The organism is Pseudomonas sp. MDT1-17, assembly GCF_054898105.1.
Window position 1 is genome coordinate 5,350,457 of record NZ_JBUBVM010000001.1, and the last position, 14,095, is coordinate 5,364,551.

Genomic DNA, 14,095 nt, shown 5'->3' on the forward strand with positions numbered 1-14,095 from the left:
ACTGCACCGGTTCGCGCGTAACCTCGTGAATTGGAGAACGTCATGACCGCTTTTTTCATTTATACGCCGGAACAACTGAACGCGTTGAGATCTGAAAGTCCGCAGCAATGGGTCGATTTGTTCAGCGAGGTCAGAACACCTGGTTTGTTCACGGAAAATGGAGTTTTAAAGTTATACCCCATTCTGATTCCCGGCTGGCATAAGGTCGACTATCCCGCCGCCTCCCATGGCGTCAACGCAGACAAGACGGCAGTCCCGGGACCGGGATGGCGGGTACTGTTCCCCTCTTACCTCTCGATGGCGGCGTCTGACACAATCAGATTGTATATGGGCAAGCGGCGGGAACCCGGTCAGCTTCCCGATCCGGCGGATACGGGCACACTGATCAAGACTACAATCGTCCCGCAAAATCACAACAACGAAGACGTCCTCAGTTTCATTCCTCAACCCTCTGTCGAAGGACCGGGTATCCATCGGATGTGGTACACCATCGAGCGTACCAGCGGGCAGGCCCCGGAACGTTCAGACGAGATAACCGTGTGGTTCAAACCGACCTTTCCGGACAGCCTTGATCGAACCGGCAACACGAGCGATCGGGTACCCCTGGAGGCTCCTCGATTCCCGGCCATTATTGATGAGGCGACGGTAGAGGCTGGTGTTGACGTCTATATTCTTGCCTGGCCAATCATGACCGTCGGTGACGTTGTTACCCTCATGTTCGGCAATCAAACAGTCAAATACACCCTCAAGATGGAGGATGTCGGTAAGAAAGAAATAGTGATATTTGTGTCGTCTGCCGTCCTTAAACTGATCGGTCCTGCTGACCCGTTGTTGGTGAGTTACAAGATCCGCGACCAAGTACACAACAGCAGTCTCACGTCCAAAACAGGTAAAGGAAAACTGGTTCCAGATACCACCTATCTTGAAGCGCCTTCAGTGCCTGGCTCAAACAACAATGTTCTCAAAATCGACGTCCTCAATGGCGAGGGCATGAAAGTTGAGATCTTCGTGGATCGTGCCGACGCCATCGCTGGAGACAAAGTGGAATGCTTTCTCTACAACCCCGAGACCGGACTCACTCAGTCCTATGGTCCGATTGATTACACAAGAGGCATCGTCACGTTCGAGGTGCCTTACGTCACAGTGAAGAATCTGGCCCCGGCGACAATAGAGCTCTACTACGAGCGCATAAGAGTAGAGGCGGGCTTAGAAAAACGCACCCCGTCCTACTCCTATTCTCTGGAGCTGATCGGCGAAAAATACCGCGCTCCAGCACCTACTGTCCCGCAAGCCCACGGGGCGGTCTTATCGCCAGGCCTGGCAGAAACCGTTGTCTATGCCGGACCTGGTATCGACGGCCTGGCGATCGGCGACAAGGTGACACTGAGCTGCCTGAGCACAAGCGCCGGCGGCACCACCCGCCTGCAGACCTACGAGCGGTTTGTTACCCAAGCCATGGTGATTTCGGGGGTAGGAATCGTTGTGCCATTCGATTGGGAAACCACACACCTTGATACCTACCAGAACGGATCGGTCGAGCTGTCCTACACTGTCACCGGCAGCGGGTATGCCACACTTCTGGAGTCCGACGTCCGTCGGTTGCGCGTTGCTCAGGTGACGAACATCCTGGGCGTCGTCGACGTCGGCAAGGATGAAAACGGCGTCCTCGATCCGAAGGACATTCCCTTCGGCACCCCAGCCATCTGCCCGGCCGCGGCCCACACAAAGATCGGCGATACGGTGCATCTGGAGGTCCGGAAACTGGCCAGTAATCTGGACCCGCAAGACACCCTCGTTCTAGTGGACGCGCTCGCCGTCACCGCAGACAACACCGGCAAAGACCTGGAGTTTCGGCTGCCGCTGGAACTCATCAAGCCACTGCTCAATCGAGTGATCAATGTGGACTGGTACATCGAACGCCCCCGGGAACTGCCTCTGACAGCGCCCGAACTGGTACTGCGAATCGGTGCCCGGGCGCTGGTACTGCCGCCGCCCGAACTGGTGCAGGCTTCGCCTGACAAGACCATCAATCCGATGAACACAAAGAAAAATGCCACGGTTAAAGTCGCCTACACCGGGATGGATTCCCCCCATCGTGTCACCCTCTTCGTCAAAGGTCGCGATGGCTTTGGCAGCCCAGCCCTTGCGACACTCCAGGGCAGCGCCAGCGGGTCGCTAATCTTCACACTGCCGCTAACCGCCGTACCCGCCAACATGGGCACATTTATGTCCTTTTGGTATGTCGTGACTCAAGAAGGCATACATGACCAAAGTTCCGCACCCACAAAGTATGAAGTCAGCAACATTCCCAATGAAGACATCAACTACCCACGCATGACGATTACGCAGGCGCCGGATCACAAAGTTCTTAATCTCAACAATTTCACCGGCGATGCTCACTGGAAACTGATTCCCTGGCTCTTCATTGCCATCGGCACGCGAATGCGGGTGGCATTGAGTGGCCAGAAGTCCGACGGTAGCGAATACGTCATTATGCTGTTCGACGGAGTGATCACCGCCAACCATGCCAGCGCAGGGTTGAGTGGAGTCATCGACCGGGAAAAACTCAAACTGTTCAAGGACGGCACGCAGGTTTATGGAATGTCCATCGCCAACTTCAGCGACAAGGGTGGCGCCGATACATTCTTCCCAATGCGGGAACTGACGATAAAAACAGCAATGCCGGCCAGACCGGTAATTATCCAACTGATCGATGAAGCGCCGCCTATTCTCGGTCAGGTCGTTAACGGCGGCAGCACCGACGATACAAGGCCGCGGTTAATTGGCACAGGTACACCGGGCAGCAAAATCATCCTGAAAAAGAACAGCGTTACTCTGGTCACCCTCACTGTCGACACCAACGGTATATGGAACGAGAAGGTGAATCTGGGTCTGGGCAAACATACGCTGACCGCCACAGTCGTAGGCAGCAACCCGGAACAGGTTTCCGCCCCATGGGTGGTGACAGTGATTCAGGATTACGTTCACTTCACAGGTTTCGAGGGTAATACCAACGGGTGGGCCATAGGTGGGGCAGGCGCACTCTCGGGGCGGGTATTCAGGAATATGTATGTGGTCGATACCCCGCACCAAGGCAATCACGCAGGTGAGCTGCTGCTCAAACACCATCCCTTGATCAGAGGCGCGAGGTATCACTTTTCCTGTTATGCATACAACTTTGCGATCAACAGTTACGACGTCGATCCGAAGCTGCTGTTGCGAGTGGACGCCAACCTGGATACAGGTCCTATTGCAGTGCCTAAAAGAACGTGGAAGTTGATAGAGGGCAGCTTTGTTGCCGTTACGAGTGGCATGACGATCTTCAGAATCTTCAACCTTGAACATCGACACATCGGTAACGATTTCTACCTCGACCACCTGCAAGTCAAACAGATCAGCAACGGCACACAGGCATGAACCAACCGGCCTGAAGAATCTCTGCCGCACTAAAAAACCGCCTCTGATTGCAGAGGCGGTTTTTTTGTCAGTCAGCCATTCAAGCCAGTTGACTGCGCAACTGCCGCGCCGCCGCCACCATGTTCACCAACGCCGCCTCAGTCTCCGGCCAAGCCCGAGTCTTCAACCCGCAATCGGGATTGACCCACAACCGCTCCGCCGGAATACGCTTAACGGCTTTGCTCATCAACTTGACCATTTCGGCTGTGTCCGGCACCCGTGGCGAGTGGATGTCATAGACGCCCGGACCAATATCATTCGGGTAGTTGAACGCGTCGAAAGCCTCCAGCAATTCCATGTCCGACCGCGAGGTTTCGAGGGTGATCACGTCGGCGTCCATCGCCGCGATGGACTGGATCACGTCGTTGAATTCGCTGTAGCACATGTGGGTATGGATCTGGGTTTCGTCGCGCACGCCGGATGCGCTCAAGCGGAAGGCTTCCACCGCCCAGTCGAGGTATTCCTGCCATTGCGCACGGCGCAGCGGCAAGCCTTCGCGGAAGGCGGCTTCGTCGATCTGCACGATCTTGATGCCGGCAGCTTCCAGGTCCACCACTTCGTCACGCAGGGCCAGCGCCAGTTGCTGCGCCTGGACTTTGCGCGAAACGTCTTCGCGGGGGAACGACCACATCAGCATGGTCACGGGACCGGTGAGCATGCCCTTCATGACCTTGTCGGTCAGGCTCTGTGCATACGTGATCCAGTCGACCGTCATGGCGTTCGGGCGGCTCAAGTCACCATAGATGATCGCCGGTTTGACGCAGCGCGAACCGTAGCTCTGCACCCAGCCGAAACGGGTGAACAGGTAGCCGTCCAGTTGCTCGGCGAAGTACTCGACCATGTCGTTGCGCTCGGCTTCACCGTGCACCAACACGTCCAGACCCAGGCGTTCCTGGACTTGCACGGCATGGCGGATTTCGCTGTGCATGGCGTCGGTGTAGTCGTTGGCCGACAGCTTGCCTTGCTTGAACGCTTGCCGCGCCAGGCGTATCGAGCCGGTCTGCGGGAACGAGCCGATGGTGGTGGTTGGGAAGGCTGGCAGTTTCAAGCGCGCACGTTGTTGCTCGATGCGCTTTGCAAACGGCGAGTGACGTTGGCTGTCTTTGGCGCTGATGGCTTTAATGCGCGCTTGGACTTCGGCTTTGTGAATGCGCGGCGATTGGGCGCGGCTGGCCTGGATCGCACGGCTTTCGGCCAGGGCGGTTTGCACCTTGGGCGATTGCGGATCGTTCAAGGCATCGCGCAGCACGGCGATTTCACCGCACTTCTGCACGGCAAACGCCAGCCAGCTTTTCAGCTCCGGGTCGAGTTTGTCTTCGCGATCCAGGTCCACCGGGCTGTGCAGCAGCGAGCAGGAACTGCTGACCCACAGGTTGTCACCAAAACGTTCCTGGGCTGGTTGCAGTTGAGCGAGGACTTGCTCCAGCTCGCAGCGCCAGACGTTGCGGCCGTTGACCAGCCCCACCGAGAGAATCTTGTAGGTCGGCAGACGATCCAGCACTTGGCCGAGTTGATCCGGCGCCCGCACCGCATCGATATGCAAGCCGTGCACCGGCAGACTGACCGCCAGGCCGAGGTTGTCTTCCAGGCCACTGAAGTAGGTCGCCACGAGTTTCTTCAGCGGCGAGTATTGAAGGATGTGGTAAGCGCGTTCGAAGGCGTTTTTCCAAGCCTGTGGCAGATCGAGGGTCAGAATCGGTTCATCGATCTGCACCCACTCCACGCCTTGGGCGGCGAGGCGACCGAGGATTTCGCCATAGATCGGCAGCAGACGCTCCAGCAGGTCGAGCTTGTCGAAGTCGTCCCCCTTCGCCTTGCCCAGCCACAGGTAAGTCAGCGGGCCGATGATCACCGGTTTGACGTTGTACCCTAGGGCCTTGGCTTCGTCGACTTCGTCGAACAGCTGTTCCCAGCTCAGTTTGAACTGCTGGTCAGCAGTGAACTCCGGGACCAGGTAGTGGTAGTTGGTGTCGAACCACTTGGTCAGTTCCTGGGCGTATTGCGCTTGGGCGTGTTCGCCGCCGCAGCAGGCAGCCGTGGCGCCACGGGCCATGGCGAACAGGGTGTCGAGGGTCGGCAGACCGCGTTCATCTTTGGCGCTGTCGAAACGCTCGGGGATCACACCGAAGGTCAAGGAATGGGTCAGAACCTGGTCGTACCAGGCGAAGTCGCCCACAGGCAGCAGGTCGATGCCGGCGTCTTTCTGCAATTGCCAGTGGGTGGCGCGCAGTTGGCGGCCGACGCTTTTCAGCGCGTCCTGATCCAGATCGCCCGTCCAGTAGGATTCAAGGGCTTTTTTCAGTTCGCGGTCAGCGCCGATGCGCGGAAAACCAAGTGTGTGGGCCAGAGCCATGGTGAATTTCTCCCTGTAAAAGATGGCCCTATTGTCGACAGCCAACCCAACATGAGACAAACTCAACTTTTTCGTGTTGATCACAAGTTTTCCTCATGGAGCCCCCCGGTGCTTGAAATCCGTCACCTGAAGACCCTGCACGCCTTGCGCGAAGCCGATAGCCTGGTGGATGCGGCCGACCGCCTGCACCTGACGCAGTCGGCCCTGTCCCATCAATTCAAGGAGCTTGAGGAGCGGCTGGGGATGCCGCTGTTCGTGCGCAAGACCAAACCGGTGCGCTTCACCAGCGCCGGTTTGCGCCTGCTGCAACTGGCTGACGCCACTCTGCCGTTGCTGCGGGGTGCCGAGCGCGATATCGCGCGGCTGGCCGGTGGCACCGCTGGGCGTTTGCACATGGCAATCGAGTGCCACAGCTGCTTCCAGTGGCTGATGCCGACCATCGACCAGTTCCGCGATGCCTGGCCGGAAGTCGAACTGGACCTGGCCTCCGGGTTCTCCTTCGCCCCGTTGCCTGCGCTGGCCCGTGGCGATCTGGATTTGGTGGTGACCTCCGATCCACTGGAACTGGCCGGGATCACTTACGTGCCGTTGTTCACCTACGAAGCGATGCTCGCGGTGGCCAACCAGCACCGTTTGGCGAGCAAGGCCTACATCGTTCCGGAAGATTTGCTCACCGAAACGCTGATCACCTACCCAGTGGAACGTGATCGGCTGGACATCTTCACCCGCTTCCTCGAACCGGCTGATGTCGAACCGGCTCAGGTCCGCACGTCGGAACTGACAGTGATGATGATGCAATTGGTGGCCAGCGGTCGCGGCGTGTGCGGCATGCCCCATTGGGCGCTGCATGAATACAGCTCACGGGGTTATGTGAAGGCCAAGCGGCTGGGCGAGAAGGGTTTGTTTGCGACGCTGTATGCCGGGATACGTGCCGACATGCTGGATGCGCCGTATATGCGCGATTTTTTGCTGACGGCTAAAGATACGTCGTTCTCGACACTGGATGGCGTCAGCGCAGTTCGCTGACAACACATATCCCCCCTGTGGGAGCGGGCTTGCCCGCGATGGCGGCGGTAGATCCAGCATAGATGTAACAGACATACCGCTATCGCGGGCAAGCCCGCTCCCACAGGGATTGTGGTGATTTCAGAGCTCCCGCCACATATGGATCTTGTCGAAGTAGTCCTCGCCCACCCGCACCGCCAAAGGTTCGAGGCCAAACTGGATGAAGCCGCAACGCTGGTACAGGTTGAACGCCGCTTCATTGCCGGCGGTGACGGTCAGCTGGATCAGCCTCAGACCTTGATGGTCCTGCGCTTCAGCCAGGGCGGCCTGCACCAGGTAATAACCGAACCCGCGTTGCCGGACCTTGCCCGACACATACATGCCAAACAATGTCGCCTTGTGCCGAGCCTTTTCACGAGGTTCGAAGGCCAGGCCGACGATGCCCGCCAACTCGCCGTCTTCGAACGCGCCGAACACCACGTCCAGCTTGCTGGTCAGGCGTGATTCCCACCAACTCAGCGGCATCACGGCGCGTTCGCGCACGCTCGAAGTAAACGCCTGGGGATGCAGGTCGTAGGCTTCGAGCATCAGCGCCCGATAATCCAGGGCATGACTGGCATCAAGCCGCTCAATCCACATGTTCAAGCCGTCCGTCGTTGTTCAAGCATCAGTCGCACTGCCAGCGCCGACAGCACGAACCCCATCAGATAACGCTGCACCGCCAGCCAGGTCGGGTTGTTGACGAACCAGGAGGCGATACCCGCGGCGAACAGCGCGATCAGCAGATTGACGCTGAAACTGACGCTGATCTGGGTCAAGCCCAAAATGATGCTCTGGGTGAACACCGCACCGTGCTCAGGGGTGATGAACTGCGGAAACACCGACAAATAAAACACGGCGATCTTCGGGTTCAAGGCGCTGGTCAGAAAGCCCATGGTGATCAGTTTGCGCGACGAATCCGGCGGCAATTGCTGCGCCTCGAAGGGTGAACGCGCACCCGGTTTGACGGCCTGCCAGGCCAGCCACACCAGGTACAGTGCGCCGGCCCACTTCAGCACTTCGTAGGCCATCGGCACCGCCAGAAACACCGCAGTCAAACCGGCAGCGGCCGCGAACAGGTGCACGAAAAACCCCGCGACCACACCGAGCAACGAAGTCACCCCGGCCTTGCGCCCCTGGCAGATCGAACGGGAAATCAGGTAGATCATGTTCGGCCCCGGTGTCAGCACCATCAGTAACGCGGCAGCGGCGAAGATCAGTAAGTCTTGAAGCGGGATCATGGGCAGTCCTTGCTCTTATGAAATCAGCGTTCGGAAAATGATCAGGCGATCGTTAACGAGGTTCGATAAAACGGCAGGATCAGGTCCCGTGTCAATGGCGCCAGCGTGACATTGCTTCCAGCATTGATGTGACTGACACACCGCTTCGCGAGCAGGCTCGCTCCCACATTGGATTAGTGCAGCGCCCGGAACCTAGCCCGCCTCGAGAATCGCGCCCTCCTCGTCAGGCAATTTGACAAAAATGCTGTATTTCGCGCCTTCCATGGCTTCGAAGGCGATCAGCTTCTCTACCAGCGGCCCATTCAACACCTTACCGGCATTGAGCAGCAGCATGCCGTTGTCGGCATTGAGGTTGCGCGCCAGGATCATGCCCGCCGCCACTTCCCGTGTGGTCAGCACCCTGACCGTCGGATCGGCCAACGAGACATCGCTCAGGTACGCGGCACAGACCTGGATGAAATCTTCCACCAGTTCGGGATCGTAGAGCCGCCCGGCATAGCTGCGGATGTAGACCAGCGCCTCATCGCTGTTCATCTGCCGCTCGAGGATCAGCCCGCGCTGCAACTCGATGAAATCCACTGCCAGTTTCAGCAGACGCGAACCGAACGGAATCGCCTCGCCCTTGAGCCGGTCGGGGAAACCGCTGCCATCCCAGCGCTCCTGATGATGAAGAATCAGACGGGCGGCGTCCTTCATCGGGTCGAGGGTCATCAACAGCGATTCACTCTGCTTGGGATAACCGCGATAGCGCTCACGATCATTGTGGTGCAGCAGGTCCGCGGGCGCGGTGATCATGCTGTCGGTCCAGCTCAGCTTGCCGATGTTGTAGAGCGCCGCGGCCATGGCCAGGTCGCGGCTCGTGCCCTCGTCCAGTTCGTGGAGTCTGCAATACACACGCACCAGTTCGATGATCTGGCGGTTGGTCTGTTTGGCCGGGGGCAGGCGCAAGTTGGCCAGCAGCGAGAACACCTCGGTGCCGGTGACATAGCTGCGCTTGAGCTCTTCGTAGGCCAGGTCGAGCATGTCGGCAGTCTGCTGGAGTTCGGCGGTACGGGCGGCGACGTGTTTTTCCAGGGTGATGTTGAGCGACTTCAACTGGGCGTTCTGCTGCCGGTTCAACTGCTCCAGGCGCTGGCGTTCGCGCTCGGAATGTTGATGAGCCAGGGACTGGCGCAAGGTCAGGAGCATTTCCTCGTCATTCCAGGGTTTGCTGATGTAGCGGTGAATCTGCCCTTCGTTGATGGCTTTGATGATCGTGGGCATGTCCGCGTAGCCGGTGAGCAGAATCCGCGTGGTCCTCGGGTATAGCTGATGGATATGAGCCAGCAGCGTGGCGCCGTCCATGTTGGGCATGCGTGCGTCGGTCATCACCAGGTCAATGGCGTGTTGCGCCATGATCTCCAGCGCCTGGGCACCGCTGGTGGCCAGCAGCACCTCGTAGGGCTGGCCGCGTAACAGGCGACGCAGGCTGTTGAGGATTGACTCCTCATCATCGACCAGCAGCACCTTGGGTTTTTCGGTCAAAGTCGTGGGGAGTTGCTCTTCCATGGCGTCACCTCAAGTGAAACGGGCACATCGTGTGGCAGCCCCGAGGCACACATCCCCTATTGCCGGAGCCTGACCTACAGGCTAGATGATTTTGAGTCCTCCAGCGGAAATGATTCAGCTGATTCAGTTGCGCGAAGTGCTGGACAGAGGACTATGCTCAGGTGACTCGGATCCATAATCTGTACGTACGGCCAGGTGATCAGGGAAAGGATGCCCCCTATGAATAATCCGCACCACACTGCTGCCGGGGCCGGCGTATGTCGATAAATACGCTGCTGACACGGACCAACCGACGAATTCTTATCGTCGACGACACCGCCTCGATTCACGCGGACTTCACCAAGATCCTCAGTCCGCCCGCGATTGAGGACGACAGCCTGATCAGCGCCGAAAACGCCCTGTTCGGCACCCCTGCGGCGCTATCGTTGCAAAGCTTCGTACTCGACTCGGCGTTTCAGGGCCTCGAAGCCCTGGACAAGGTCGAGACTGCGCTGGCCAACGACATGCCCTACGCATTGGCCTTCATCGACATGCGCATGCCGCCGGGCTGGGATGGTCTGGAAACCATCGAACGGCTGTGGCAGGCCGATCCCAAGCTGCAAGTGGCGCTTTGCACTGCCTATTCCGACTATTCCTGGGAAGACATCGACGAACGCCTGGAACTGGGCGATCGCCTGCTGATTCTGAAAAAACCCTTCGATGCCATCGAAATCCGCCAGATGGCCAGTGCATTGACCGCCAAATGGCAAATGACCGAAGACGCGGCGCTGAAAATGTCGCTGCTGGAACAGGCGGTCGAGGAGCGCACCCGGGAGCTGTCCGATGCCAACATCATTGTGCAGAACAGCCCGACCATTCTGTATCGGCTGCGGGGCGAGCCGTCGTTTCCGCTGATGTACATCTCGCACAACATCACCAAGTACGGTCACGTTGCCGCGAACCTCGTGGCCTCGGCCAACTGGGCCCAGGAATTGATCCATCCCGATGATCAAACGAAGGTCGACACCGCCATGGCCCGGGTGCTGGACCGTCATGCGGCGGGCGCTTCCATCGAGTTTCGGATGCGCACCGGCAACGGTGACTGGCGCTGGGTCGAAAACCGCTACATCCCGGTGCGCGACGATGAAGGTCGCTTGCTGGAAGTCGAAGGCATCATCATCGACATCACTGAACGCAAAATTGCCGAGGAGAAAATCGCCTTGCTGGCCCGCACCGACGGCCTGACCGGGCTGGCCAACCGTGCGACCCTGATCGAGCGGTTGCACCAGGCATTCGCCGCGGCTCGTCGGGGGGCGGCACCGTTCGCCATGTTTTACCTGGACCTGGATCACTTCAAGCGCATCAACGATACCCTCGGCCACCCGGTGGGCGATCTGTTGCTGCAAGAGGTTGCCCGTCGGATCAGGGCCTGTGTGCGCGAAAACGATGTGGTCGCCCGTCTCGGCGGTGACGAGTTCGCGATTTTGCAGCAGGACGTCGGCGACCCGACCGAATCCGCGGCCCTGGCCGCCAAGGTCCGCGATACGCTGGTATTGCCCTACTCCCTGGACGGCAATGATGTACGGGTCTCGGTCAGTATCGGCATCAGCAGTTACAGCCCGGCCAGCACCAGCGCCGACGGCCTGCTGACCCAGGCCGACATGGCGCTGTATCGCTCCAAGGAAAAGGGCCGCAACCAGTACCACTTCCACTCCGAGGAGATCAATCAGGAGGTGGTCGAACGCATGACTATCGCCAGCGACTTGAGAGCGGCCATCGAGCACGATGAACTCGAACTGCATTACTGGCCGGAAGTGGACCTGAGCAGCGGCAAAATCCTCGGCATGGAAGCTCAGGTCAGCTGGAACCACCCTGAGCGCGGTTTACTGGAAGCGCCGGCGTTCCTGCCCGCCGCGGAAAAGACCGGCACCATCGTCGCGCTCGGTCACTGGGTGCTGGATCGCGCCTGCCAGCAAATGCGCCAATGGCGCGACGAAGGCATGGCACCGCCGGTGATTGCGATCAAGCTGTCCCTGGCCCAGCTCAAAAGTGGTCCCGAACTGATCTATGACGTGCTGCGCACCACGGCCCGCTGGGAACTCTGCCCCTGGGACCTGCGCTTCGACGTCACCGAAGCGACGCTGGCCCAGACCAAATGGACCCACAACGATGTGCTGCCGCGCCTGCGTGAGCTGGGGGTGAAGATTGCCATCGACGACTTCGGCACCGAGTATTCCTCGTTCGACTACCTCAAGACCTACCAGGTCAATCACCTGAAACTCGCTCAGGCCTTCATCGACACCGCCGCCCGCGATCCGGCCAGCGCGAACACCCTGCGCGCAATCATCAACTTTGCCCGTGAAGTCGGGATCGGCATCATTGCCGAGGGCGTCGAAACCCAGGAGCAGCGCAGCTCGCTGATGGCCACCGGTTCACCGATGAACGCTCAGGGTTACTTCTTCAGCAAAGCGGTCAGCAGCCAGCAGGCCGCCGAGCTGCTGAAGGCCGGCAGCATCGTGCCCCCGAACCACGACATCGGCCAGATTCTGGACAACCCGCCACGCTCCGCGGAGGACAAAGGATGAAAACGCCTTTCTTGCGGACCAACCGGCGCATCCTGATCATCGACGACACGCCCTCGATTCATGAGGATTTTCGCAAGATACTCGGCCCTGAGATCGAAGGTGAAGAGCCCGACGGTGAACGGACCCTCGCCAACGCTGAAGAAGCCCTGTTCGGCACGCTGCAGATTGATCGGCTGACGTTCCAGCTCGACTCGGCCTACCAGGGCCAGGAAGCCCTCGAACTGGTCAAACTTGCACTGGCCGAAGGTCGTCCCTATGCCATGGCGTTTACGGACATGCGTATGCCGCCGGGCTGGGACGGCCTGGAAACCATCGAACAACTGTGGAAGGCCGACCCTCACCTGCAAATTGCATTGTGCACGGCCTATTCCGATTACACCTGGGAAGACATGGCCGAACGGCTGGAGTTCGGTGACCAGTTGCTGGTGCTGAAAAAACCCTTCGACAGCCTGGAAATCCGCCAGATGGCCAGTGCCCTGACCTGGAAATGGCAGATGGCGCAGGACGCAGCGATGAAGGTCCTGAGCCTGGAGCAAACCATCGAGGCGCGGGTCCACGAATTGCTCAAGGTCTCGCACCTGTTGCAGTACGACGTGCTGACCGAGCTGCCCAACAGCACGTTACTCGGTGACCGGCTGAACCAGTCCCTGGCCCTGTCCCGGCGTCACGACAAGCAACTGGCCGTGATGTTTCTGGGCCTCGATCGCTTCAAGCGCATCAACAACGCCCTGGGCCATCCGGCCGGTGACGAGATGCTCAAACAGGTCGGCCGCAATCTGGTGGCGACTATTCGCGAGTCCGATTCGGTATTTCGCTACGGCTCTGATGAATTCGTGGTGATCCTCGCCGATGTCCGCCACCCTCAGCAGACCAAGGGCATCGCGGAAAAACTCTTGAATTCCATCCGCGCGCCTCAGCACATTGCCGGCCACGACCTGTGCGTGACTGCCAGCCTGGGTATCAGCATTTATCCCGACGATGGCTTCGATGCCATCTCGCTGATCAAGAAAGCCGAAACCGCGATGCGCAACGTCAAGGAAAGCGGCCCGAACGATTTCAGGTTTTTCATCGACGACATGAACCAGCGCGCCCGGGATCAGCAAGGCATCGAGTCCGGCATTCGCCTGGCGCTGGAGCGCAACGAATTTGTCCTGCATTACCAACCCAAACTGGACCTTGGCAGCGGCCAGGTGGTCGGTGCCGAGGCGCTGATCCGCTGGCAAAAACCGGGGCACAGTCTGGTCTACCCGTCGGACTTCATCGGTGTGGCCGAAGACAGCGGTTTGATTGTGCCATTGAGCAAATGGGTGCTCGCCGAGGCGTGCCGACAAGCCTGCGCCTGGCAGGCCGCGGGGCTGCCGAAAATCTGCATGTCGGTGAATATCTCGGCCATAGATTTCCGTCAGCGGGACTTTGTCGACGGCATCGAAATGACACTCAAAAAAACAGGTCTGGCCCCAGCTTTGCTGGAGCTGGAAATCACCGAAGGCGTGTTGATGCAGAACGTCGAAACCACAGTGACCGCGCTGACCCGGCTCAAGGCCATGGGCGTGCGCCTGGCCATCGATGACTTCGGTACCGGTTATTCCAGCCTGAGTTACTTGCAGCGTTTTCCCATCGACGTGCTGAAAATCGACCAGTCATTCGTTCGCGGCTTAAGCAGCGACAGCAACGACGCTGCCCTCGTCAGCGCCATCATCAGCCTGGGCCGGAGCCTCAAGCTGACCATCATTGCCGAAGGGGTGGAAACCCTAGAACAACTCGATTTCCTCAAGGCCCATCAATGCGAGGAAGGCCAGGGTTACTACTTCAGCAAGGCCGTGGAACCGGACGCCTTCGTCCGGTATCTGGGGTCGGTGCAGCCCTCTTCATCCGCAGCCACGTGAACG

8 protein-coding genes and 1 pseudogene are annotated in these 14,095 nt (G+C 59.1%); 4 read left to right on the plus strand and 5 right to left on the minus strand.

The features are described 5' to 3' along the window. Positions 1 to 42: 42 nt before the first annotated feature. Complete coding sequence (locus ACYZTX_RS24805; RefSeq protein ID WP_462036249.1) at positions 43 to 3,417, plus strand: hypothetical protein; 3,375 nt, start codon at positions 43 to 45, stop codon at positions 3,415 to 3,417. Between the two features lie 79 nt (positions 3,418 to 3,496). Here the strand turns inward: ACYZTX_RS24805 and metE are convergent, their stop codons facing one another. Continuing rightward, on the minus strand, positions 3,497 to 5,809 hold the full coding sequence (metE, locus tag ACYZTX_RS24810; RefSeq protein WP_462036250.1) for a 5-methyltetrahydropteroyltriglutamate--homocysteine S-methyltransferase: 2,313 nt from the start codon (positions 5,807 to 5,809) through the stop codon (positions 3,497 to 3,499). A gap of 108 nt (positions 5,810 to 5,917) precedes the next feature. Here metE and metR point away from each other — a divergent pair, with 108 nt between their 5' ends. Continuing rightward, the gene (gene metR / locus ACYZTX_RS24815; RefSeq protein ID WP_290023492.1) at positions 5,918 to 6,835 is read left to right on the plus strand and encodes a transcriptional regulator MetR; all 918 of its coding nucleotides are present in this window, start codon (positions 5,918 to 5,920) and stop codon (positions 6,833 to 6,835) included. Positions 6,836 to 6,955: 120 nt separating this feature from the next. Here the strand turns inward: metR and ACYZTX_RS24820 are convergent, their stop codons facing one another. From ACYZTX_RS24820 to ACYZTX_RS24835, 4 genes and pseudogenes are all read right to left on the minus strand, one after another. Beyond that, complete coding sequence (locus tag ACYZTX_RS24820; protein WP_462037105.1) at positions 6,956 to 7,453, minus strand: GNAT family N-acetyltransferase; 498 nt, start codon at positions 7,451 to 7,453, stop codon at positions 6,956 to 6,958. 2 nt (positions 7,454 to 7,455) lie between these two features. After that, complete coding sequence (locus ACYZTX_RS24825; protein ID WP_462036251.1) at positions 7,456 to 8,094, minus strand: LysE family translocator; 639 nt, start codon at positions 8,092 to 8,094, stop codon at positions 7,456 to 7,458. 41 nt (positions 8,095 to 8,135) lie between these two features. Next, positions 8,136 to 8,207, minus strand: a pseudogene (locus ACYZTX_RS24830) (NUDIX hydrolase); the annotation flags it as partial. A gap of 79 nt (positions 8,208 to 8,286) precedes the next feature. After that, positions 8,287 to 9,642, minus strand: a complete 1,356-nt coding sequence (locus ACYZTX_RS24835) for an HD domain-containing phosphohydrolase (RefSeq protein ID WP_462036252.1) — start codon at positions 9,640 to 9,642, stop codon at positions 8,287 to 8,289. A 257-nt stretch (positions 9,643 to 9,899) separates the two neighbouring features. On the opposite strand from ACYZTX_RS24835, the gene ACYZTX_RS24840 reads away from it, so the two are divergent. Both ACYZTX_RS24840 and ACYZTX_RS24845 read left to right on the plus strand, forming a co-directional pair. Continuing rightward, complete coding sequence (locus ACYZTX_RS24840) at positions 9,900 to 12,206, plus strand: EAL domain-containing protein (RefSeq protein ID WP_462036253.1); 2,307 nt, start codon at positions 9,900 to 9,902, stop codon at positions 12,204 to 12,206. Further along, complete coding sequence (locus ACYZTX_RS24845; protein WP_462036254.1) at positions 12,203 to 14,092, plus strand: putative bifunctional diguanylate cyclase/phosphodiesterase; 1,890 nt, start codon at positions 12,203 to 12,205, stop codon at positions 14,090 to 14,092. Before ACYZTX_RS24840 ends, ACYZTX_RS24845 begins: the two co-directional genes overlap by 4 nt. Positions 14,093 to 14,095 lie beyond the last annotated feature (3 nt).